This window comes from Rhizobium sp. LARHSG275 (genome assembly GCF_052871115.1).
In genome coordinates, this window is record NZ_JBIXJN010000001.1 from 225,010 (window position 1) to 247,838 (window position 22,829).

Sequence of the window (22,829 nt, forward strand, 5' to 3'; positions counted from 1 at the left end):
AGCTAGACACCCCGTTTGCGGTACGATAGTGTGCCTTAACGGGAACATAGAAGACTGGGGAATTTCTTTGGTATGGCGTCTGCAGCCGATCTGTTGCGTATTGAAAATCTCGACGTCTCCTTCTCGGTTTTCGGTGACCGGTTACGCGTCGTAAAAGAAGCCAATCTTCGCATCCTTCCGGGCAAGGTCACCGCCCTCGTCGGTGAATCCGGCTCCGGCAAATCGGTGATCAGCCAGTCGGTGATGGGCATATTGCCCAATCCGGCCAAGGCCTCCGGCCGCATCCTCTTCACCGATCCGCTCGATGGCAGCACGACCGATATCCTATCCTTTCCGCGCGACAGCGAGGAAATGCGCGACCTGCGTGGCCGGCGCATGGCGACGATCTTCCAGGAGCCGATGACCTCGCTCTCGCCGCTGCATACGATCGGCAATCAGATCAGTGAAGTGCTGCTGATCCATACCGAGGCCGACAAGCAGGAAGCCCGTGAAAGGACCGAGGAGATGCTCGGCCTGGTCGGCTTTTCCAACCCGCATCGCACTTACGACATGTATCCGTTCGAACTGTCCGGCGGCATGCGCCAGCGCGCGATGATCGCCATGGCGCTGATCTGCAAGCCGGCTCTCTTGATCGCCGACGAGCCGACGACGGCGCTCGACGTGACGATCCAGGCGCAGATCCTGGAACTGCTCCGCGAGCTGCAGGCCAAGCTCGGCATGGCGATGCTGCTCATCACCCACGATCTCGGCATCGTCGCCAATATGGCCGACGAGGTGGTCGTCATCTATCACGGCGAGATCATGGAAGCAGGACCCGTCGAGGTGATCTTCCGCAATCCGCAGCATCCTTATCTCAAAGGTCTGATGGCCGCCGTTCCGCATTTCGACATGAAACCCGGCGAGCGGCTGAAAGCGCTACGCGAGGTAACGGTCAATCTCGAGTCCCTCGTCGGCAAGAAGAAGCCGCTCCAGGCAGAGGCGCCGGGCACCCTGCTGTCCGTTGCCAATCTGTCGAAGACCTACAAGACGCGCAAGCGCAGTTTCTTCGGCAAGCACGAAGCCACCGTCCTGCGCGCCGTCGACGACGTCAGCTTCGACGTCCGCCGCGGCGAATGTCTTGGCCTGGTCGGGGAATCCGGCTGCGGCAAGACGACACTCAGCAAGATCCTGATGCGCGCCATCACGCCGGACAGCGGCGCGGTGGTATTCAACGACGGCAAGGAGGTCGTCGACGTCCTCTCCGTCAAAGGCGCCGAACTGCAGGACATGCGGACCAAGATCCAGATGGTGTTCCAGGATCCGGTCTCCTCGCTTTCGCCGCGCATGACGGTGCGCAACATCCTGAGCGAACCGCTCGAGATCCATGACCGCGGCGACAGTAACGAGCGCAAGCGCAAGGTCGAGGGATTGATGGCGGCAATCGGCCTCGACAAGCGTTATCTCAGCCGTTACCCGCACAGTTTTTCGGGCGGCCAGCGCCAGCGCATCGGTATTGCGCGCGCACTCGCGCTCGGGCCGAAGCTCGTCATCCTCGACGAGCCGGTCTCGGCTCTCGACGTTTCCGTGCAGGCGCAGATCCTCAACCTGTTGAAGGACCTGCAGAAGGAGCTGGGACTTACCTATCTCTTCATTTCGCACAATCTCGCCGTCGTCGATTACATGGCCGACCGTATCGCGGTGATGTGCAAGGGCCGCATCGTCGAGATCGCGCCGCGCGAGATCATCCTGCGCGATCCGGTGCATCCCTATACGAAATCGCTGCTCGCCGCCGTCCCCTTCCCCGATCTCGACCGGCCGCTCGATTTCAAGGCGCTCAGGGAAAACGGCGCCGCCGACAAGCAGAACTGGGGCGTGACCTTCACCGCCGAGCACGACGACGCTTCCGAACTCGCTTATGCCGACCTCGGCGACGGCCATCTGGTGCGCGCCCGCAAGGGCGCCGATGCCAAGGAGTTGCGTTGATGGTGACGCGTCGCACATTCCTGGGCGGCCTCGTCGGTGCGGCGATCGCGCCCGCGGTGGTGAGGGCGCAACAAGCCGCCGAACCCGAATTCCTGAAGGAGCGGCTGACATCAGGCAGCCTGCCGCCGATGGCCGAGCGCATTCCCGCCCGCCCGCGCATCGTCAACCTGAAGGAATTGGGACTGGAACCGGGTGCCTACGGCGGCACGGTGCGCACCATTATCGGCGGCCAGCGCGATATCCGCTTCATGACGATCTACGGCTATTCCCGGCTGGTCGGCTACAACAAACACCTGCAGTTCCAGCCGGACATCCTGGCCGGTTTCCAGTCCGAGGACGACACGGTCTTCACCTTCACGCTGCGCGAAGGCCATAAATGGTCCGACGGCCAGCCGTTCACGGCCGACGATTTCCGCTACTGGTGGGAAGACGTCATCCTGAACGACAAGTTGACACCCGGCGGCGGCGCGCTGGAGCTTCGTCCGCACGGCAGCCTGCCGCGCTTCGAGATGCTCGATGCGCTGACCGTGCGCTACACCTGGGAAAAACCTAACCCGATGTTCCTGCCGACATTGGCAGGCCCGCAGCCGCTCGTCATCTTCGGCCCTGGTCATTATCTCAAGCAGTTCCACAAGAAATTCCAGCCGGACCAGGCGAAGATGGACGAGCTGATGAAGACCTACCGCGTCAAGAAATGGCAGGATCTGCACATCAAGATGGCGCGTTCCTATCGTCCGGAAAATCCGAACCTACCGACGCTCGATCCCTGGCGCAACACGACGCCGCTGCCGTCCGAGCAGTTCGTCTTCGAGCGCAACCCGTTCTTCCACCGCGTCGACGAGACCGGCAGGCAGCTTCCCTATCTCGACCGTTTCATCCTCAACGTCTCCTCCTCGTCGATCATCGCCGCCAAGGCGGGTGCAGGCGAAGCCGACCTGCAGGTGACCGGCATCGATTTCAACGACTACACCTTCCTGAAGGAGGCCGAAAAGCGCTTCCCGGTGAAGGTCAATCTCTGGAAGCTCGCGCGCGGCTCGCGCATCACGCTGCTGCCGAACCTCAACTGCGCCGACGAGGTGTGGCGCGGCCTCTTCCGCGACGTGCGCCTGCGCCGGGCGCTGTCGCTGGCGATCGACCGGCACGAGGTCAACATGGTGGCCTTCTACGGCCTTGGCACGCCAAGCGCCGATACGGTCCTGCCCGACAGCCCGCTCTTCAAGCAGGAATATGCCGACGCCTTCGTGAAGTTCGATCCCGACGAGGCCAACCGCCTGCTCGACGAGCTCGGCTTGACCAAACGCGACGACGACGGCATCCGGCTGCTGCCCGACGGGCGGCGCGCCGAGATCACCGTCGAGACCGCCGGCGAGAGCAATCTCGATACCGACGTGCTGGAGCTGGTGCATGACCACTGGGCCAATATCGGCCTTGCGCTCTATACCCGCACCTCGCAGCGCGACGTCTTCCGCAACCGGGCCATGAGCGGTTCGATCATGATGTCGATCTGGTACGGCCTCGACAATGGCGTGCCAACAGCCGACATGTCGCCCGCAGGCCTTGCGCCGACACTCGACGATCAGCTGCAATGGCCGCTCTGGGGCATGCATTACCTCTCCGCCGGCCAGGAGGGCGTCGCACCCGACCTGCCGGAGGCGGCCGAACTGGTCGACCTGCTTGGCCAATGGGGCTCGACGGCGAAATTCGAGGAGCGCCAGGTGATCTGGCACAAGATGCTGTCGCTCTATACACAGCAGGTGTTCTCGATCGGCCTCATCAACAGCACGCTGCAGCCGATCCTTCGCGCCGCCAAGCTGCAGAACCTGCCGGAGAAAGCGCTCTACGGCTTCGATCCCACCTCCTATCTCGGCGTCTATATGCCGGATGCATTCTGGTACAAGGAGGCCTGAGGCGTGTTCAGATATATACTTTGGCGGATCGCCGCCATGGTGCCGACGCTCTTCGTCATTTCGGCACTGGTCTTCACCATCATCGAGCTGCCGCCGGGCGACTTCTTCGAGAGCCAGATCGCCGAACTGCGCGCCTCGGGCGAAACCGCCAACCTCCAGGAAATCGAGGAGTTGCGCCAGCAATACGGCTTCGATAAGCCGGAGATCGTGCGTTATTTCTACTGGGTCGGCGGCATGCTGCACGGCGATTTCGGCTATTCCTTCGAATACCAACTGCCGGTCTCCGACGTGGTCGGCGATCGTCTATGGCTGACGATCCTCGTCTCCTTCACGACGATCCTGCTCACCTGGCTGATCGCCTTTCCAATCGGCATCTATTCGGCCACGCACCAGTACAGCTGGGGTGATTACGGGCTGACGTTCCTCGGTCTGATGGGCATCGCCATTCCGAACTTCATGCTGGCGCTGATCCTGATGTATTTCGCCAATATCTGGTTCGGCATCTCGATCGGCCATCTGATGGACCAGCAATTTATCTCGGCGCCGATGAGTTGGGCGAAGGCGCAGTCGATCCTCGCCCATCTCTGGATCCCCGTCATCATCGTCGGCACGGCCGGCACGGCCGGCATGATCCGCCGGCTGCGCGCCAACCTGCTCGACGAGATGCAGAAGCAGTATGTCGTCACCGCGCGCGCCAAGGGCCTGCCGCCGCTGAAGGCGCTCATCAAATACCCGCTGCGCATGGCGCTCAACTTCTTCGTCGCCGATATCGGCTCGATCCTGCCGTCGATCATCTCGGGCGCCGAGATCGTCGCGATCGTGCTGTCGCTGGAGACGACGGGGCCGATGCTCATCAAGGCGCTACAGAGCCAGGACATGTACCTTGCCGGCTCCTTCCTGATGTTCCTGGCCTTCCTCAACGTCATCGGCGTGCTGATCTCGGACATCGCGCTCGGCTTCCTCGATCCCCGTATCCGTCTGCAAGGCAGGAGCACCAAATAATGTCGCCCCTTCCCGCACCCGGCGCGCCGCTGCCGCATTACGTCTCGACCGCGCCTTTCGATCCGCTTGCGACCGAAAGCATGACTTCGGCGCAATCGCGCATCCATCTCGCCTCGCAGAAGCAGCTGATGTGGTGGAAGTTCAAGCAGCACAAGCTGGCCTTGATCTCCGGCATCTTTCTCGCCGCCGTCTACCTGATGATCCTGATCGTCGAGTTCCTGGCGCCCTACGGCCTGCACACGCGCAATGTCGATTTCATCCACGCGCCGCCGCAAACCATCCACTTTTTCGACAAGGGCAGCTTCGTCGGTCCCTTCGTCTACGGCCGCAGCATGACGCTCGATATCGACACGCTGCACCGCGTCTATACCGACAAGACGAATGACGTGCAGCCGATCCGTTTCTTCTGCCGCGGCGACGCCTATAAATTCTGGGGCGCTGTCGCCTCGAACTATCATCTCGTCTGCCCGGCGATCGGCGGCCAGATGTTCCTGCTCGGCACCGACCGGCTCGGCCGCGACGTGCTGTCGCGCATCCTCTACGGCGCGCGGATATCGCTGACGATCGGTCTGATCGGCATTTCGATCAGCTTCGTGCTCGGCATCGTCATCGGCGGCCTTGCCGGTTATCGCGGCGGCTTTTTCGATCTCATCGTCCAGCGCTTGATCGAAGTGTTGCAATCGCTGCCGAGCCTGCCGCTGTGGATGGCGCTGGCCGCCATCATGCCGGTGACGTGGAGCCCGATCGTCATCTATTTCGGCATCACCGTCATCCTCGGCATCATCGACTGGACGGGGTTGGCGCGCGCCGTGCGCTCCAAGCTCCTGGCGCTGCGCGAGGAGGATTATGTCCAGGCCGCACAGCTGATGGGCGCCAGCACGCCGCGCATCATCGGCCGGCATCTGGTGCCGGGCTTCATGTCGCATCTCATTGCTTCGGCGACGATTTCAATCCCCGGCATGATCCTTGGAGAGACCGCGCTCTCCTTCCTCGGCCTCGGCCTTCGTCCGCCGATCACCAGCTGGGGCATTCTGCTGACCGAGGCAAAAAGCGTCAGCGTCATCGCCTTCTACCCGTGGCTGCTCTATCCGATCATTCCTGTTGTTCTTGTCATTTTGGCGTTCAACTTTCTGGGAGACGGCTTGCGTGATGCGGCAGATCCCTACAAATAGCAGGAAACGCGGCGGCGCATCTCGGCACCGCCCCCACCTCTTGCCCTCCGGACGGTGGGGGTACTAAGTATGTTGCTCACCCCAGAAGGGATGCCCATGTCCAGACGTCTCGAAGATGCGCGCATCCTCATGTACAGCCACGACACCTTCGGTCTCGGCCATCTCAGGCGCTGTCGCGCCATCGCCCATGCGCTGGTCGAGGATTATCGCGGCCTGAACATTCTGATCATTTCGGGTGCCACGATCGCCGGCGCCTTCGACTACCGCGCCCGCGTCGACTTCGTGAAGATCCCGAGCGTCATCAAGCTGCGCAACGGCGAATATACGTCGCTCGCCAGCCATATCGACCTGCACGAGACGCTGAAGATGCGCGAATCGAGCATTCGCCACACGGCCGAGACTTTCCAGCCCGATATCTTCATCGTCGACAAGGAACCGATGGGACTGAAGGGCGAAGTCGAAGATACGCTCGCCTATCTCAAGGCCCGCGGCACCGTTCTGGTGCTGGGGCTTCGCGAGATCATGGACGCGCCGCATCTGCTCGAGGCCGAGTGGAAGAAGAACAGCATCATGCAGAAGATCGACCAATATTACGATAGCGTCTGGGTCTACGGCCCACCTGACTTTTACGATCCGCTGATCGGCCTCGACGTGCCGGCAAGCCTGCGCCGGAAGATGGATTTCGTCGGCTTCCTGCAGCGCAGCGTCTCCAGGGGCAAGACCTCGATCAACGCCCGCAAGGACAATTACATCCTCGTCACCACAGGCGGCGGCGGCGACGGCTCCGATCTCGTCCACGACGTCATGAACGCCTACGAGGCGGACCCGACCTTGACGCAGAAGGCGCTCGTCGTGCTCGGCCCCTATATGCCGGCCGCCGAGCGCGCCAAGCTGGTGCAGAAGGGGGAAGCCATTCCCTATATCGAGGTGATCGAGTTCGACAATCACATGGAAGAGCTGATCGACAGCGCCACCGGCGTCGTTGCCATGGGCGGCTACAACACCTATTGCGAGATCCTCTCCTTCGACAAACCGGCCCTCATCGTGCCGCGTGTCAAACCACGCGAGGAACAACTGCTGCGCGCGAAGCGGGCAAGCGAGCTCGGCCTCGTCGACATGCTGCTGCCGGAACAGTCGGTCGACCCCACAATCATGGCGGAAGCGCTGAAGCGTCTGCCCTTCCGCCAGCCGCCGTCAAAGAGCGGCGGCAACATGCGTCTTGAAGGGCTGGACCATATCTCGCAGACCGTCGGCCGGTGGATCGACGGCCGCGGCAGCCACCTTTCCCTCGTCGGCGCGGAATAGGGCAAAGCATTGCCGCCACGCCGCAAGATCCTCGTCGTGCTGAAAGGCTATCCCCGCCTTTCGGAAACCTTCATCGCCCAGGAGTTGCTCGGCCTCGAAAAGGCCGGCTTCGACCTGACGCTGATTTCGATGCGCCGGCCGACCGACAAGAAGCGCCATCCCGTGCATGACGAGATCAGGGCGCGCGTCGTCTATCTGCCGGAATATCTGCACGAGGAGCCGATCCGCGTGTTGAAAGGCCTCATCGCCGGTTTCTCCAAGCTCGGCTTCAAGCCGCTGATGAAACGCTTCCTCGCCGACCTCAAGCGCGATATCTCCCGCAATCGCTTCCGCCGTCTCGGCCAGGCGCTGGTGCTTGGGCGTGAATGGCCGGATGAGGGCGAATGGCTGCATGCCCATTTCATCCACACGCCGGCCTCGGTGACGGAATATGCGAGCATCCTCACGGAAACGCCCTGGACCTGTTCGGCGCACGCCAAGGACATCTGGACGTCACCCGACTGGGAGCTTAACGAGAAACTCGGCAGCGCCCGCTGGACCGTCACCTGCACCAGGACGGGCTATGACCACATGCGCACGCTGACATCACGCAAGGAGGCCGTGCACTTGAGCTACCACGGTCTCGATCTCGCCCGTTTCGGCCATTTTGCCGGCGAGCGTTCGAACAGGACCGGCAGCGACCCCGACGATCCGGCCTTCATCCTCAGCGTCGGCCGCGCCGTCGAGAAGAAGGGCTACGACGTGTTGCTGCGCGGGCTGGCGCTGCTGCCCGCCGACCTTCACTGGCGCATGGACCATATCGGCGGCGGCGAGGAGCTTGCGAAACTGAAGGCGCTGGCCAGCGAGCTCGGTATCTCCCGCCGCATCGTCTGGAAGGGCGCGATGGCGCAGGAAGACGTTCTCGATCACTACCGCCGCGCCGACCTCTTCGCGCTTGCCTGCCGCATCGCCGCCAACGGCGACCGCGACGGCCTGCCGAACGTCCTGGTCGAAGCCTCGAGCCAGCGGCTCGTCTGCCTCTCGACCGAAGTATCCGGCGTGCCGGAGCTGCTGAAGAACGGTGAAAACGGTCTCGTCGTGCCGCCCGAGGACCCGGCGCGGCTGGCCAGCGCGCTGGAGGCTGCGATCCGCGACCCGGCACTGCGCAAGCGCCTCGGCGACGCCGCCGAAGGCCAGGTGCGCGAACATTTCGACTACCACTCCAGCATCCGACAGCTCACAGGCCTGTTCGAGGCCGAATGGCAGAAGGCGTCATGACGGCACCGCGTATTTTCTTCTATGTCCAGCATCTGCTCGGTATCGGCCACATAGCCCGCGCCAGCCGCATCGCCAATGCGCTGGTCAAGGATGGTTTTGACGTGACTGTCGTGACCGGCGGCCTGCCGGTGCCGGGCTTTCCGGGCGAAGGCGTGAAGACCGTGGCCTTGCCGGCAGTCGTCGCCAGCAATGCCGGTTTCTCCGGCCTCGCCGATGCCGATGGCCGGCCAGCGGGCGAGGATTTCCTCCATGCCCGCTGCCAGCTGCTGCTCGATGCCTTTCATGCCGCAAGGCCCGATGTCGTCATCACCGAAGCCTTCCCTTTCGGCCGGCGACAGATGCGCTTCGAACTCCTGCCCCTGCTCGAGGCGATCGAAAGGGCCGAACCCCGGCCGAAACTCTTGAGCTCGGTGCGCGATATCCTGCAGGAAAACCGCAAGGCCGGCCGCGACGCGGAGACCGTCACGCTGGTCAAGGACCATTTCGATGCCGTGCTCGTCCACGGCGATCCCGGTTTCGTCAGGCTTGAGGACACCTTTCCGCCGACACCCGAGATCGCCGACAGGCTGCTTTATACCGGCCTCGTCGCACCCCCGCCGGCGCCGGAACCGACGGAGACATTCGACATCATCGCATCGGCGGGCGGCGGCGCGGTCGGCGCTGCGCTGATCGGCGCGGCGAAAGAGGCGGCAGCGCTGCTGCCCGCCGATCTTCGCTGGCTGCTGGTCGCCGGCCCGAACCTGCCGGAGGCAGATTTCGCCAAGCTGTCTGGAGACGCGGCCCCGAATGTGACGCTGGTGCGTTTCCGTAAGGATTTTCCCTCGCTGCTGCGTGGCGCCAAGGTCTCGATCTCGCAAGCAGGCTACAACACGGTCGGCGATCTCCTGCGCACCGAGTGTCGGGCGGTCCTCATCCCCTTCGTCGCCGGCGGCGAGACCGAGCAGACGGTGCGCGCCGAACGGCTGCAGGCGCTCGGCCTTGCCGATATTCTGCCGGAAAACGGACTGACCTCGGGCCATGTGAAAGAGGCCGTCGAAAAGGCGCTCACCACACCGCCAAGGGGATCGGTCCCGCTCGACCTCGACGGGGCGGAGAAAACCGCCCTCATCATTCGCTCCATGATTGCCGAATCCCTCGCCCAATCCAAAATTCCTGTGGTATAAGCAATGTTCCGGCGAGAATCGGCGCTTTTGCGGCCGGTCGCTTCGCCTTGTTTTCATTGCGATATCGGCGGTCCGGCTGCATGATCCTCTTCTCAGAATTCCTCCCCGACCCGGCGCCCGGATCGCGCCCTCGGAATTTCCCAGCAAGCTGACGGTTAGCCATGGAAAAAAGCCTCGCCCGCTACATCTGGAAGAACACGCGGCTGCAGCAGCTGTGGATTCTGGCTGTCGTCGCCGCTTCTATGGTGCCCTATTTCCTGTCCTTCGACCTGCCGAAGCAGATCGTCAACGGGCCGATCCAGGGAGACGGGTTCGAAGGTCCGGGCGCAAGGCAGACCTTCATGCATATTGCCTACGACATTCCGCTGATCGGACATGTCGAATTCTTTCAAGGCTTGCAGCTCAACCGATTCCAGATGTTGATGGCCCTCAGCATGGTGTTTCTGGCACTGGTGGTGCTGAACGGGCTCTTCAAGTTCTATATCAACACCTATAAGGGCCGGCTCGGCGAACGCATGCTACGCCGTATCCGCTTTGAGCTCATCGACCGGGTGCTGCGGTTTCCGCCCATCCATTTCAAGCGGGTAAAATCGGCCGAAATCGCCACCATGATCAAGGACGAGGTGGAGCCGATGGGCGGTTTCACCGGTGATGCCTTCGTCTCCCCTGCCCTTCTCGGCGGCCAGGCGATCACGGCGCTCGCCTTCATCATCGTGCAGAATTTCTGGCTTGGCATGATCGCGGCGGGCATCGTCGGCGTGCAGGCGCTCGTCATTCCCCGCATGCGCAAGCGCCTGCTGGATCTCGGCCGGCAGCGGCAGCTGACGGCGCGTGAGCTTTCCGGCCGCGTCGGCGAAATCGTCGAAGGCATCGGCACGATCCACGGCAACGACACGTCGAACCTCGAACGCGCCGACATCGCCTCGCGGCTCGGCCGGATCTTCTCGATCCGCTACGACCTTTATCAGTGGAAGTTCCTGGTGAAGTTCATCAACAATTTCCTGGCCCAGGTCACGCCGTTCCTGTTTTACGCGATCGGCGGCTACCTCGCGCTGCAGGGCAGGCTCGACATCGGCCAGCTCGTCGCCGTCATTTCAGCCTATAAGGACCTGCCCGGCCCGCTGAAGGAACTGATCGACTGGGACCAGATGCGCCAGGACGTGCAGGTGAAGTACCAGCAGGTCTATGAGCAGTTCAACGTCGAGCCGCTGATCGACAGCCGCATCCAGGAACTCGCAACCGCCCCCGTCGGCCCGCTGACGGGCGCGTTCGTCGTCACCAATCTGACGCTCTCCGACGACAGCGGCGCCCGTATCGTCGACCACGTCTCCGTCGAGATCAAACCGAACGAGACGGTGGCGATCGTCGGGCCGAACGGCAGCGGCGCGGAAGCGTTCGCCGAAGCGCTCGGACGCATGGTCTGGCCGGACTCCGGCCGCATCACCATCGACGGGCGCGATCTCCTGGAGATGCCGGAATCGATCACCGGCCGGCGGATCTCCTATGCCTCGTCCGACACCTTCTTCTTTCACGGCACGCTTGCCAGCAATCTGCTCTACGGCCTGAAACATGCGCCGATGACCGATCCCGTTTACGATGAGCGGGAAGCGCTGGAATATAAATGGCATTCCGCCGAGGCGGAGAAGGCCGGCAATCCGACGCTCGACCTCAACAGCGACTGGGTGGACTACAAGGCCGCCGGCGCCAGCGGGCCCGAGGATCTGCTGAAAGCGATCCGCCCTGTGCTCGACGCCGTCCTGATCTCGCAGGACATCCTCGATCTGGCGCTGCGCTCGACCGTCAACACCGACGTGCATGTGGCGCTCGGCGACCACGTCGTGGCGCTCCGCGCCTCGCTGCGCGACAGGCTGCGCGACGAGGGGCTCGACACGATCGTCGTGCCTTTCGATTTCGACGCCTACAATGCCCAGGCGACGGTTGGTGAGAACCTGCTCTTCGGCACGATGAAGCGGCCGTTGATGACCAATCGAAGGCTTGCCGCGCATCCCTATTTCCAGCAGCTCTTCCGTGAGACCGGCCTCAGCACCGATCTCTACGACATGGGCCTCGAGATCGCCGAGAACGCCGTGGAACTCTTCCACGACCTGCCGCCGGACCATCCTTTCTTCCAGCAGCTGACCTTCATGACGGCGGACGACATCCCGGCCTATCAGGCGCTGCTGCAGAAGCTTCAAAGCCGCCGCTTCGAGGACGCCACGCCAGAGGAACGTTCGGCCATCATCCGGCTGAGTTTTGCCTATATCGAGCCGCGCCACCGCTTCGGCTTGCTGACGAACGAGCTCATGGACAAGATCGTCAGTGCCCGCAAGCAGTTCCACGAACATATTCCGGCCGATCTCTCCGAGCTGATCGAGCGCTACGACGCCGAGCGTTTCACTCCGTCGGCTAGCCTGATGGACAATGTGCTCTTCGGTCGTATCGCCTATCAGCAGGCCGACGCCTCCGACCGCATCCGCGGCATCATGGGCGAGCTCTTCGATGCGCTCGACCTTTATGACGACGTGCTGTCGATCGGCCTCGAATTCGATGTCGGCTCCGGCGGCAAGCGACTGACCATGGTGCAGCGGCAGAAGCTGAACCTGGCCCGCGCCCTGTTGAAGCGCTCGGACTATTTCATATTCAACCGGCCACTGTCGGCGCTCGACCAACGCGTTCAGGATCAGATCACCCGCAATATCATCGAGAACCTGCACGAGGAAGGCCATCGGCCAGCGATCATCTGGGTGCTCTCCAATGCCCGGCTGGCAGAAATGTTCGACCGGATTCTGCTCTTCGACCGCGGGGGATTGGCGGAAGCCGGAAACTATCCGGAACTTTCCGAGAAAAACGGGATGTTCAAGGAACTGTTATCGTAATATTCTATAGGGGCGGCGATGGTGGGTGTTCCCGATGGGGAGCGCCTCGGAGTTTGAAGATGCCTGGTCTTATGGACCCTGCGTCAGGGGATTGAAACGCTCATGCTGTTGAGAGACGAAGTCGAAATGCTGCGAAGGGTACCGATCTTTTCAAGGATCGCGCCAGCAAAGCTCAAGCTTTTGGCCTTTACCTCCGATCGCATGACCTACAAAGCCGGGCAGAACCTCTTTCATCAGGGCGATGTCGGTGATGCGGCCTACGTCATCCTCTCGGGTACCGCCGATATCGTTGTCGCCTCGCCAGCGGGCGAGATCAAGGTCGCCGACGTCGAACCCAATTCCATCGTCGGCGAAATCGCCATCCTCTGCGATGTCTCGCGCACGGCAACGGTTCGCGCCACCTCGCCTCTCGAAGTGTTGCGCATCAGCAAGGAGCACTTCCTGAAGCTGCTCAGCGATTTCCCGGAGATGGCCGTGGAAATCATGCGGGTGCTGGCCGACCGCCTGAACCATACCACCGCGGAACTGACCGCGGCTCGGGCGGCGAAACAGCCGCAGATGGCGCAGTAAAACGCATTCAGCGTTTCGGCGGCCATTGCTGCGCGCCATGTAGAAGGCGCAGTATTTCCACCCTCTGTGCTTTTCTGTCGATGCGATAGATCAGCAGAAATGTGGTACGCGGAATGACCAATTCCCGGGTTCCGTCAAGACGGCCGCCGCGTCCTGCTTCGGGGTGATCGGCGAGCATTTTGGCCTGATGTCGGATAACATCATCCAATGCGATTGCAGCCTCTGGATTTTGAGCGAAGACGTGCCGGATCTGAGCTTCCCGATCCCGGAGAGCCTGTTGCAGCCATTTGACGATCAAGAAGCCTTATCTCCGGATTCCAGCTGCGCGAGCAGTTCGGCCCGAAGCTTGTCCATTCGCTCTTCGGCGTCCTGCGCGCTGATCCAGACCGCGTTCGGATCATCGGCTTCCCTGATCGCTTCCTCGATCTGTTTGCGGAACCACTTGTCGTATTCCGCCGCCTCATGGGTACGACGTAGAGCTGCGGCCCGATCCGGCCGCGATGCCGTCCCCGGAACGTAATCGGCCGCATCGACATCGAACTGCGAGATGCCGACATCCTTGAGATAAGACACCAAGCTATCCATGCGCTTGAACACGCGCACCTGCCGGCTGCGTTGGGCGGCGAGTGGGCGCTCGGCCTTGCCGTAGCGGATGACGACGGACCAGCCACCGGTCTTGCCGACGACATGAGCCGCCTCAACCGCCCCTGCTTCGACAAGGCGGGAAAGGGTCGAATGATCGATGGTTTCCGCGGTCATGGCCTATCCTCGTTCAGGCCGACAAGAATATGCATTTAATTATAGATTGCAATGCATTCAATAATTGAAATTGCGCTGCCCGAAGACGAAAGCCTGCATGGTTTCCCATGCAGGCCCCCATGCGTTCAAGTCCACCTATTCGCGCTGCTCCAGCGCCCTGCTGAAGGCGAGGGCCGCAAGCGTGCAGATGGCGCCGGACAGCAGGTAGTAGCCGACGAAAGTCAGGCCGAAGCGGCTGGAAAGGCTGAGCGCCACCAGCGGCGCAAAACCCGCGCCGATCAGCCAGGCGAGGTCCGAGGTGAAGGCGGCGCCCGTATAGCGGTAACCGCGGCCGAAGCGCGACGAGATCGAGCCCGTCGCCTGGCCGAAGGAAAGGCCGAGCACGCCGAAGCCGATGATAACGAAAGCGTCATGACCACTGTTGCCGGACGCGATCAGGATCGGCCCGACGAAGCTGAAGATAGCGATGATGACGGCGCAGATGGCAAGCTGGGCGCGTCGGCCGATACGGTCGGCAATCAAGCCCGAGGCGATAATGGTGACAATGCCGACCATGGCGCCGACCACCTGCACCACCATGAAGGCGCCGATCGGCTGGTTGCCGTAAAGGCTCATCCAGCCGAGCGGGAAAATGGTGACGAGGTGGAACATGGCAAAACTTGCCAGCGGCACGAAGGCGCCGATCAGGATGTCACGGCCATGGACGCGCAGCACGTCGAGGATGGGGGCTGCTTCCAGCTCGTGCTGTTCCAGCAGCGTGCCGAATTCCTTGGTCATGACCAGGCGCAAACGCGCAAACAGCGCCACGACATTGATCGCGAAGGCGACGAAGAAGGGATAACGCCAGCCCCAGGAGAGGAAATCCTCACTGGAAAGATTGGCGACGAAATAACCGAACAGGGTACTCGCCAGCGCAAAGCCGATCGGCGCGCCGAGCTGCGGTATCATCGCATACCAGCCGCGGTGCTTGGCCGGCGCATTGAGCGCGAGCAGCGAGGCAAGGCCGTCCCAGGCGCCGCCGAGCGCGAAGCCCTGGCCGAGACGAAAGAGCGCCAGCAACGCGATCGACCAGACGCCGATCTCGTCGTAACCCGGCAGGAAGGCGATTGAGGCCGTGGAGCCGCCGAGCAGGAAGAGCGCGATCGTCAGCTTCGTGCCGCGGCCGTACAGCCGGTCGATCGTCATGAAGACGACGGAGCCGACCGGGCGGGCCAGGAAGGCCAGCGAGAAGATGGCGAAGGAATAAAGCGTTCCCGTCAGCCTGTCCGGCGCGAAAGGGAAGATCAGCTGCGGAAAGACCAGGACCGAGGCGAGACCGTAGACGAAGAAATCGAAGAATTCCGACATGCGGCCGATCACCACGCCGATGGCGATGCTGCCCGGCGAAACCGGCTTGTCGTCGTGAATGCGCCGCGCGTCGCGTTCCAGCGACGACGATGACGGTCCGTAATGCGATGTTGTAGCCATGAAACGCCTCCCTCGTTGAAGCGCTTTCGCCAAGGCGCCTCAACCTGATCTTGATCAAACCTGCAGGCTTATCAAGTCCATAAGACGTAAATAGTTCATCATGGCGGCTCAAAATGAGGCGTGAACGGAAAAAACAGCGTGATCCGGACCGCGATTTTCCGACGGGATGCTGGCCTGCCCGGTTCTGGCGGATATATTGCTTGGAAACATGCGCTGGCGGAAGAATCCTTCTTGAGTTCATCAGGATTTCAAAGCTGTAGTGCGACATGATTCTTGCCGCAGTGCGGCATGATTGCTGCGCTGCGACCAAACACCTCATGTCGCTATCGGGTCCAGTGCGTTAGTCGCGGAACGAACGAAACAACAAGAGCTTAGAGACGTGCTAAAACTCATGAAGTTTTCCCGCCTTCTATCCGTCTTGCCGCTGCTTTTCCTGGCAGGATGCAACATGGTGGTCATGGCGCCTTCCGGCGACATCGCCATGCAACAGCGCGATCTCATCGTCATCTCGACGGTGCTGATGCTTTTGATCATCATACCGGTGATCTTCCTCACGCTGTTCTTCGCCTGGCGCTATCGCCGCTCCAATACGGCTGCAACCTACGCGCCGGAATGGCACCATTCGACCCGTCTCGAAATCGTGATCTGGGCAGCACCGCTGGCGATCATCATCGCGCTCGGCGCCGTCACCTGGATTTCCACCCATAAGCTCGATCCCTACCGCCCGCTCGACCGCCTCGATGCGGAGCGGGCCATTCCGGCCGATACCAAGCCGTTGAACGTCGAGGTCGTAGCGCTCGACTGGAAGTGGCTGTTCTTCTATCCCGAACTCGGCATTGCCACCGTCAATGAACTCGCTGCCCCAGTGGACAGGCCGATCAATTTCAAGATCACCGCCTCCTCGGTGATGAACTCCTTCTATATCCCCGCCCTTGCCGGCCAGATCTATGCCATGCCGGGCATGGAGACGAAGCTGCACGCCGTCATCAACAGGGAAGGCGAATACGAGGGCTTCTCCGCCAATTACAGCGGCGCCGGCTTCTCGCACATGCGCTTCAAGTTCCACGGTCTCACCCAAGAGGGATTTGACCAATGGGTGGCGCAGGTCAAGCAGCAGGGCACCATGCTCAACCGCGACGCCTATCTGAAGCTCGAAAAGCCGAGCGAGAAGGAACCGGTGCGTTATTATGCCGGCACCGATGCCGACCTTTACAACGCCATCCTCAACCTGTGCGCCACGCCAGGCAAGATGTGCATGAACGAGATGATGCACATCGACATGATGGGGGGCGGCGGCAAGGAAAGTGCGGAGAACCGCGAGAAGCTGCGATATGACGGCCGTCACGCCGGCGGAGGTGTCGTCGAGCACGGGGCTACCGTGCCGGCAACGGGTGTTCCGGCACAAGTTGAGCCGCCCAAGAGCACCGATGGCGGCATGCAGCACGACATGCCTGGCATGCCCGGTATGCCTGAAATGGACATGCAGCATGAGGGTCATTCCATGCCGGGCATGAGCAATGGCGCCGATCCGGCGCCGGCGCAGCTCAACAACAACAATTAACCTGGCGCTTTGCGTCGCGAGACATAATGAACGGGTTGTTCCATGTTTTCCAATCCTGACCTCCTGAAGTTCGTCTTCGGCCGGTTGACCCTCGATGCCATCCCCTATCACGAGCCGATCCTGGTCGTGACCTTCCTTGGCGTCATCATCGGCGGTCTTGCCGTGCTCGGCGCCATCACCTATTTCAAGTTCTGGGGTCCGCTCTGGCGGGACTGGATCTGCAGCGTCGATCACAAGAAGATCGGCATCATGTATGTGATCCTGGCGGTCATCATGCTGTTGCGCGGTTTCTCCGACGCGATCCTGATGCGTGTCCAGCAGGCGATCGCCTTCAACGGTTCGGAGGGCTATCTGCCGCCGCACCATTACGATCAGATCTTCACCGCGCACGGCGTCATCATGATCTTCTTCGTGGCGATGCCCTTCGTCACCGGCTTGATGAATTTCGTGGTGCCCCTGCAGATCGGCGCGCGCGACGTCTCCTTCCCCTTCCTGAACAACTTCTCTTTCTGGATGACTACCGCCGGCGCGATCATCATCATGCTGTCGCTGTTCATCGGCGAATTCGCCCAGACCGGCTGGCTCGCCTACCCGCCACTGTCGGGCGCTGCCTACAGTCCAGGCGTCGGCGTCGACTATTATATCTGGGGCCTGCAGGTGGCCGGGGTGGGAACGACGCTTTCGGGCATCAACCTGATCGCAACGATCGTCAAGATGCGTGCTCCGGGCATGACCTTCATGAAGATGCCGGTCTTCACCTGGACGGCACTCTGCACCAACGTGCTGATCGTCGCCTCCTTCCCCATCCTGACGGCCACGCTCGCGCTGCTGTCACTCGACCGCTACGCCGGCACGAACTTCTTTACCAATGACCTCGGCGGCAATCCGATGATGTACATCAACCTTATCTGGATCTGGGGTCATCCGGAGGTCTACATTCTCGTGCTGCCGGCCTTCGGCATCTTCTCGGAAGTCGTCGCCACCTTCTCCGGCAAACGCCTCTTCGGCTACGCCTCGATGGTCTACGCAACCTGCGTGATCATGATTCTTTCCTACATCGTCTGGCTGCACCACTTCTTCACGATGGGCTCGGGCGCCAGCGTCAATTCCTTCTTCGGCATCACCACGATGATCATCTCGATCCCGACCGGGGCCAAGATTTTCAACTGGCTCTTCACCATGTATCGCGGCCGCATCCGCTTTGAGGTGCCGATGCTGTGGACGGTCGGCTTCATGGTGACCTTCGTCATCGGCGGCATGACCGGCGTCATGCTTGCCGTGCCGCCGGCCGACTTCGTGCTGCACAATTCGTTGTTCCTCATCGCCCACTTCCACAACGTCATCATCGGCGGCGTTCTCTTCGGTATGTTCGCCGGCGTGAACTACTGGTTCCCGAAAGCCTTCGGCTTCAAGCTCGACGCCTTCTGGGGCAAGATGAGCTTCTGGTTCTGGCAAATCGGCTTCTGGTTCGCCTTCATGCCGCTCTACGTGCTGGGCCTGATGGGCGTCACCCGCCGCATGAGCCAGTTCGAGGACCCGTCGATACAGATCTGGTTCATCATCGCCGCCTTCGGCGTCGGCCTGATCGCGCTTGGCATTGCCGCCTTCCTGATCCAGATCGTGGTCAGCTTCATGAAGCGCGAGGAATTGCGCGACGACAGCGGCGATCCCTGGGACGGCCGCACGCTGGAATGGTCGACCTCCTCGCCGCCACCGGAATACAACTTCGCCTTGACGCCTGTGGTGCACGATCATGACGGCTGGTACGACATGAAGAACCGCGGTTATGCGCGTCCGCTGGAAGGCTTCCGGCCGATCCACATGCCGAAGAACACCGGCACCGGCGCGATCCTCTCGGCCATCAGCATCGCCCTCGCCTTCGGCCTGATCTGGTACATGTGGTGGCTGGTGGTCGTTTCCGTCGTCGCCATGCTCTCTGTGGCGATCGGCCACACCTTCAACTACAGACGCGACTTCTACATCCCCGCCGAAGAGGTGACCGAAACGGAAGGCAAGCGCACCGCGTTGCTTGCCGAGCAGGTGTGATGACCATGAGCGATCAGACTATCGACACGGCCGAAAAGCCTGAATTCTACCTGACGGAAGATCATCATCCGGAAAACAGCACCAATCTCGGCTTCTGGCTCTACCTGATGAGCGACTGCCTGATCTTCGCGGTGCTGTTTGCAACACACGGGGTGCTCGGCCGCAACTATGCCGCTGGTCCGTCGCCGGCCGATCTCTTCGATCTGCCGATCGTTGCCCTCAACACCTCGATGCTGCTGTTCTCCTCGATCACCTACGGCTTCGCCATGCTGCAGATGGAGCGGAATGCAAAGGCGGAAACGCTGTTCTGGCTTGCTGTGACCGGCTTGTTCGGCGCAGCTTTCATCGGGCTCGAACTCTACGAGTTCATCCACCTGATCCACGAAGGCGCCGGGCCGACGCGCAGCGCCTTCCTCTCCTCCTTCTTCACCCTGGTCGGCACCCACGGGCTGCACGTCACCTTCGGCATCATCTGGCTGATCACGCTGATGGTACAGGTGTCGATGCACGGACTGATCGAGGCCAACCGCCGCCGCCTGATGTGCCTATCGATGTTCTGGCACTTCCTCGACGTCGTCTGGATCGGCGTCTTTTCCTTCGTCTATCTGCTGGGAGTTGTCGGATGAGTTCGCAAGCACCTGCACATGAGGATGCCCACGAGGCCCACCACGGCCACAGCCACGGCCATCAAGCCGGCCATGGCACGTTCCGCAGCTACATGACGGGCTTCGTGCTCTCCGTCATCCTGACTGCCATTCCCTTCTGGCTGGTCATGTCAGGCGTCTTCGAAAACCCGGCGGTGACGGCGGTGCTGGTGATGGGCCTCGGCGCGATCCAGATCGTCGTCCACATGGTCTTCTTCCTGCATATGAATACCAGGAGCGAGGGCGGCTGGACGATCATGGCGCTGATCTTCACCCTGATCATCGTCGCCATCGCGCTCTCCGGCTCGCTCTGGGTCATGCATCATCTCAACACCAACATGATGCCGATGAGCCCCGAGATGATGAAGAACATGCCGTGACTAGGAAGAAGGGGCGGCGGCAACGCCGCCCGCAGCGGGTCAGCTCATGAGCGAGGCTCACTCGGAAAAATCGGAAAGACGGCGTTATCAGTTCAAACGCGCGATCTTCGCCGCCTGCGTGATGCTACTTGCCGCGGCACTCGCCGCACTCGGCACCTGGCAGGTTGAGCGCCTAGCCTGGAAACGCGACCTCATCGCCCGCGTCGACCAGCGTGTGCATGCGCCACCCGTGCCGGCCCCGGCACGCGCCGACTGGAACAAGGTCAACGCCACTGATGACGAATATCGGCGGGTGACCGCAGTGGGGACGCTGGCCAACGACAAGGAGACGCTGGTCTATGCCTCCACGATGCTCGGTCCAGGTTATTGGGTGATGGCGCCGCTGACGCTTGCCGACGGGACATCAATCCTCGTCAATCGCGGCTTCGTGCCGACCGACCGGCGCGACCAGGCCTCGCGCCGCGAGGGCGAATTGTCAGGCCCTATCGAGATCACCGGGCTACTGCGGATGACGGAGCCGAAGGGATCGCTGCTGCAATCCAATGACGCCGCCGCCGACCGCTGGTATTCGCGCGATGTCACAGCGATCGCTGAAAAGCGCGGCGTCAGTGCAGCCGCGCCCTATTTCATCGATGCCGATGCCAGTGCCAACCCCGGCGGTCTGCCTGTCGGCGGCCTCACGATCATCGAGTTCCCCAACAACCATCTCATCTACGCGATCACCTGGTACGGGCTGGTGGCAATGGTGCTGGGATTGCTGGTGTTCATTCTTCGCGGCGAGAGGGGGAGCCGGGTTCGGCCAAGGCCTTAACCTCGTCGGCGATCCTTATGAAGCAACCCGGCTGATCGCCTCGGCGAGCTGCGCCTGTGAGAAGGGTTTGCCGAGGCGGGGCAGATTGGCGATGCCGGCCCCTTCAGGAACTTCGGCGTAACCGGTTGCGAGAATGATCGGCATCTCGGGCCATTCGCTGCGGATCGCCTCGGCGAGCTGCGCCCCCGTCATGCGCGGCATGGCATGGTCGCAGATTACCAGGTCGATCTGTTGTTTGCGCAGGATGTCGAGCGCCTCGGGACCCGCCATCGCCTCGAATACCGTATGGCCGAGATCCTCCAGCATCAGCGTCGTATTCATCAGGACCAGACCATCGTCGTCGACGGCGACGATGCGCAGCCGGCGCGGCGCATTTTCCACCGGTAACGGCCGGTCGGCGGTTGCCTCGGTCCCCTTTTTCATCATCGCGACCGGGAACCACAATTCGGCTGTCGTGCCTTCGCCGAGGCTGCTCTTCATCGTGAGGCGGCCGCCGGACTGGGATGCAAGGCCCTGGACCATGGAAAGGCCAAGCCCGGTGCCCTTGCCTACCCCCTTGGTGGTGAAGAACGGCGTGACGGCCTGCTCCAGCGTTTTTGCGTCCATGCCCTCGCCTTCGTCGATCACTGCGATACGGACATAACGGCCGGGCGACAGCGGACCCTTGCCTGACGGCAGCGACTCTTCGGAAGCGCGAAGCACGATCCGGCCGCCGGACGGCATGGCGTCGCGGGCGTTGACGACGAGGTTCAGGATCGCCATCTCCAGCTGGTTCGGATCGGTCAGGATCGTCGGCAGCCTGACGGGGAAAGAGGTCTCGATCACGGTCAGCGGGCCGAGCGAACGGCTCAGCATATCCATCATGCCGCGGATCAGGCCGGAGACGTCGATCGGCTCCATGTGCAGTTCCTGCCGGCGGGAAAAGGCCAGCATGCGTTGCGTCAGCGCCGCACCCCGCTGGGCGCCCTGCATGGCATTGTCGACCAACGATGTCAGCGAGAGATCCTGCGGCATGCGTTTCTTCAGGATTTCGAGACTGCCGAGGACAGCCATCAGCAGATTGTTGAAATCATGGGCGATACCGCCGGTCAATTGACCGATCGCCTCCATCTTCTGCGACTGGAAGAGCTCTTCGCGAGCCTGCTCCAGGGCCCGCTGGGTCTCCATCTTCTCGGTGATATCGCGGGTGATCTTGGCAAAACCGATCACATCGCCTTCGTCGTCCCGGATGGCGTCGATGACGACGCTGGCCCAGAAACGGGTGCCGTCCTTGCGGACGCGCCAACCTTCCCTCTCGAACCGGCCCTCGGTACGCGCGAGGCCGAGCGCGATCTCCGGCAGGCCGGATTCGCGGTCCTCGGGGGTATAGAAGGTTGAGAAATGCCTGCCGATGATTTCTTGCGGCCGATAGCCCTTGATCCGCTCGGCGCCGAAATTCCAGCTGCTGACATTGCCGTCGGGATCGAGCATGTAGATCGCATAGTCCGAGACGCCCTGGACGAGCCGGCGGAACTGTTCCTCGCTCTGGCGGATCGCCTTTTCGGCAGCCATGCGTTCGGTCAGGTCGCGGGTGATCTTGGCATAGCCGATAAGTTCGCCGGAGGGGCGGCGGATCGGATCGATGACCACATGCGCCCAGAAGCGACTGCCATCCTTGCGCTGGCGCCAGCCTTCCCCCTCGAACCGGCCGTCCTCCGATGCCGTGGCAAGCGCGCGCGCTGGTGCACCCGCGGCGCGGTCCTCTTCCAGATAGAAACGGGAAAAATGCTCACCGAGAATTTCGGAAGGCTGGTAACCTTTGAAGCGCTGGGCGCCGGTATTCCAGCTGGTGACGATGCCTTCGGGGCTCAGCATATAGATAGCGTAGTCGGTGATGGCATCGACCAGAAGGCGAAAGCGTCCCCCTTCGTCAAGAGACGTGTCATGTCGATTCAGCAATTCCATCGG

General features: G+C 61.9%; 17 protein-coding genes and 1 pseudogene. 14 read left to right on the top strand and 4 right to left on the bottom strand.

What is annotated here, in order from left to right:
* Window positions 1-72: 72 nt before the first annotated feature.
* The 9 genes from ACIPSK_RS01115 (at window position 73) to ACIPSK_RS01155 (ending at window position 13,214) form a co-directional block, all read left to right on the top strand.
* Entirely contained in the window at window positions 73-1,962 is a 1,890-nt protein-coding gene (locus ACIPSK_RS01115; protein WP_162115190.1) for an ABC transporter ATP-binding protein, read from the top strand.
* Window positions 1,962-3,869 carry an ABC transporter substrate-binding protein gene (locus ACIPSK_RS01120; RefSeq protein WP_017968205.1) on the top strand — a complete coding sequence of 636 codons (1,908 nt, stop codon included), beginning with the start codon at window positions 1,962-1,964 and terminating at the stop codon, window positions 3,867-3,869. The genes ACIPSK_RS01115 and ACIPSK_RS01120 overlap by 1 nt, the downstream gene beginning before the upstream one ends.
* 3 nt (window positions 3,870-3,872) lie before the next feature.
* A complete protein-coding gene (locus ACIPSK_RS01125; RefSeq protein WP_162115189.1) occupies window positions 3,873-4,871 on the top strand; it encodes an ABC transporter permease in 999 nt (332 codons plus the stop codon).
* The gene (locus tag ACIPSK_RS01130) at window positions 4,871-6,043 is read left to right on the top strand and encodes an ABC transporter permease (RefSeq protein ID WP_162115188.1); all 1,173 of its coding nucleotides are present in this window, start codon (window positions 4,871-4,873) and stop codon (window positions 6,041-6,043) included. Before ACIPSK_RS01125 ends, ACIPSK_RS01130 begins: the two co-directional genes overlap by 1 nt.
* 96 nt (window positions 6,044-6,139) lie before the next feature.
* Window positions 6,140-7,348: a glycosyltransferase family protein gene (locus ACIPSK_RS01135; protein ID WP_162115187.1), complete on the top strand. Its 1,209-nt coding sequence runs from the start codon at window positions 6,140-6,142 to the stop codon at window positions 7,346-7,348.
* 9 nt (window positions 7,349-7,357) lie between these two features.
* Window positions 7,358-8,605, top strand: a complete 1,248-nt coding sequence (locus ACIPSK_RS01140) for a glycosyltransferase family 4 protein (RefSeq protein ID WP_162115186.1) — start codon at window positions 7,358-7,360, stop codon at window positions 8,603-8,605.
* Window positions 8,602-9,768, top strand: a complete 1,167-nt coding sequence (locus ACIPSK_RS01145; protein ID WP_162115185.1) for a glycosyltransferase family protein — start codon at window positions 8,602-8,604, stop codon at window positions 9,766-9,768. The genes ACIPSK_RS01140 and ACIPSK_RS01145 overlap by 4 nt, the downstream gene beginning before the upstream one ends.
* A 161-nt stretch (window positions 9,769-9,929) precedes the next feature.
* Window positions 9,930-12,644 carry an ABC transporter transmembrane domain-containing protein gene (locus ACIPSK_RS01150; protein WP_162115184.1) on the top strand — a complete coding sequence of 905 codons (2,715 nt, stop codon included), beginning with the start codon at window positions 9,930-9,932 and terminating at the stop codon, window positions 12,642-12,644.
* Between the two features lie 102 nt (window positions 12,645-12,746).
* Window positions 12,747-13,214 (top strand): cyclic nucleotide-binding domain-containing protein, encoded by a 468-nt coding sequence (locus tag ACIPSK_RS01155; RefSeq protein ID WP_017968198.1) that lies wholly within the window; start codon window positions 12,747-12,749, stop codon window positions 13,212-13,214.
* 7 nt (window positions 13,215-13,221) lie between these two features.
* Here the strand turns inward: ACIPSK_RS01155 and ACIPSK_RS01160 are convergent, their stop codons facing one another.
* The 3 genes from ACIPSK_RS01160 to ACIPSK_RS01170 form a co-directional block, all read right to left on the bottom strand.
* On the bottom strand, window positions 13,222-13,512 hold the full coding sequence (locus ACIPSK_RS01160) for a type II toxin-antitoxin system RelE/ParE family toxin (protein ID WP_162115183.1): 291 nt from the start codon (window positions 13,510-13,512) through the stop codon (window positions 13,222-13,224).
* The gene (locus tag ACIPSK_RS01165; protein WP_017968196.1) at window positions 13,509-13,973 is read right to left on the bottom strand and encodes a hypothetical protein; all 465 of its coding nucleotides are present in this window, start codon (window positions 13,971-13,973) and stop codon (window positions 13,509-13,511) included. The genes ACIPSK_RS01160 and ACIPSK_RS01165 overlap by 4 nt, the downstream gene beginning before the upstream one ends.
* A 135-nt stretch (window positions 13,974-14,108) precedes the next feature.
* Window positions 14,109-15,440: an MFS transporter gene (locus tag ACIPSK_RS01170; protein ID WP_017968195.1), complete on the bottom strand. Its 1,332-nt coding sequence runs from the start codon at window positions 15,438-15,440 to the stop codon at window positions 14,109-14,111.
* A 379-nt stretch (window positions 15,441-15,819) separates the two neighbouring features.
* Between ACIPSK_RS01170 and cyoA the strand changes: the two genes are divergently transcribed.
* The 5 genes and pseudogenes from cyoA (at window position 15,820) to ACIPSK_RS01195 (ending at window position 20,882) form a co-directional block, all read left to right on the top strand.
* Window positions 15,820-17,001 (top strand): ubiquinol oxidase subunit II, encoded by a 1,182-nt coding sequence (cyoA, locus tag ACIPSK_RS01175; protein WP_017968194.1) that lies wholly within the window; start codon window positions 15,820-15,822, stop codon window positions 16,999-17,001.
* A 42-nt stretch (window positions 17,002-17,043) separates the two neighbouring features.
* Window positions 17,044-19,047 carry a cytochrome o ubiquinol oxidase subunit I gene (gene cyoB, locus ACIPSK_RS01180; protein ID WP_162115182.1) on the top strand — a complete coding sequence of 668 codons (2,004 nt, stop codon included), beginning with the start codon at window positions 17,044-17,046 and terminating at the stop codon, window positions 19,045-19,047.
* Window positions 19,048-19,052: 5 nt separating this feature from the next.
* Window positions 19,053-19,673, top strand: coding sequence for a cytochrome o ubiquinol oxidase subunit III (cyoC, locus tag ACIPSK_RS01185; protein ID WP_130687604.1), 621 nt, complete (start codon window positions 19,053-19,055; stop codon window positions 19,671-19,673).
* On the top strand, window positions 19,670-20,071 hold the full coding sequence (cyoD, locus tag ACIPSK_RS01190) for a cytochrome o ubiquinol oxidase subunit IV (RefSeq protein ID WP_017968191.1): 402 nt from the start codon (window positions 19,670-19,672) through the stop codon (window positions 20,069-20,071). The genes cyoC and cyoD overlap by 4 nt, the downstream gene beginning before the upstream one ends.
* Window positions 20,068-20,882 (top strand): annotated as a pseudogene (locus tag ACIPSK_RS01195) (SURF1 family protein). The gene cyoD and the pseudogene ACIPSK_RS01195 overlap by 4 nt, the downstream one beginning before the upstream one ends.
* A 15-nt stretch (window positions 20,883-20,897) precedes the next feature.
* Here ACIPSK_RS01195 and ACIPSK_RS01200 read toward each other — a convergent pair.
* On the bottom strand, window positions 20,898-22,826 hold the full coding sequence (locus tag ACIPSK_RS01200; RefSeq protein WP_162115180.1) for a hybrid sensor histidine kinase/response regulator: 1,929 nt from the start codon (window positions 22,824-22,826) through the stop codon (window positions 20,898-20,900).
* Between the last annotated feature and the right edge of the window lie 3 nt (window positions 22,827-22,829).

What these genes read in the sequence shown, in the direction of transcription:
- cyoD (WP_017968191.1), top strand. Translation starts at nt 19,670, where the DNA reads ATGAGTTCGCAAGCACCTGCACATGAGGATGCCCACGAGGCCCACCAC.
- ACIPSK_RS01130 (WP_162115188.1), top strand. Translation starts at nt 4,871, where the DNA reads ATGTCGCCCCTTCCCGCACCCGGCGCGCCGCTGCCGCATTACGTCTCG.
- ACIPSK_RS01115 (WP_162115190.1), top strand. Translation starts at nt 73, where the DNA reads ATGGCGTCTGCAGCCGATCTGTTGCGTATTGAAAATCTCGACGTCTCC.
- ACIPSK_RS01120 (WP_017968205.1), top strand. Translation starts at nt 1,962, where the DNA reads ATGGTGACGCGTCGCACATTCCTGGGCGGCCTCGTCGGTGCGGCGATC.
- ACIPSK_RS01165 (WP_017968196.1), bottom strand. Translation starts at nt 13,973, where the DNA reads ATGACCGCGGAAACCATCGATCATTCGACCCTTTCCCGCCTTGTCGAA.
- cyoC (WP_130687604.1), top strand. Translation starts at nt 19,053, where the DNA reads ATGAGCGATCAGACTATCGACACGGCCGAAAAGCCTGAATTCTACCTG.
- ACIPSK_RS01200 (WP_162115180.1), bottom strand. Translation starts at nt 22,826, where the DNA reads ATGGAATTGCTGAATCGACATGACACGTCTCTTGACGAAGGGGGACGC.
- ACIPSK_RS01145 (WP_162115185.1), top strand. Translation starts at nt 8,602, where the DNA reads ATGACGGCACCGCGTATTTTCTTCTATGTCCAGCATCTGCTCGGTATC.
- ACIPSK_RS01170 (WP_017968195.1), bottom strand. Translation starts at nt 15,440, where the DNA reads ATGGCTACAACATCGCATTACGGACCGTCATCGTCGTCGCTGGAACGC.
- ACIPSK_RS01135 (WP_162115187.1), top strand. Translation starts at nt 6,140, where the DNA reads ATGTCCAGACGTCTCGAAGATGCGCGCATCCTCATGTACAGCCACGAC.
- ACIPSK_RS01150 (WP_162115184.1), top strand. Translation starts at nt 9,930, where the DNA reads ATGGAAAAAAGCCTCGCCCGCTACATCTGGAAGAACACGCGGCTGCAG.
- ACIPSK_RS01155 (WP_017968198.1), top strand. Translation starts at nt 12,747, where the DNA reads ATGCTGTTGAGAGACGAAGTCGAAATGCTGCGAAGGGTACCGATCTTT.
- cyoB (WP_162115182.1), top strand. Translation starts at nt 17,044, where the DNA reads ATGTTTTCCAATCCTGACCTCCTGAAGTTCGTCTTCGGCCGGTTGACC.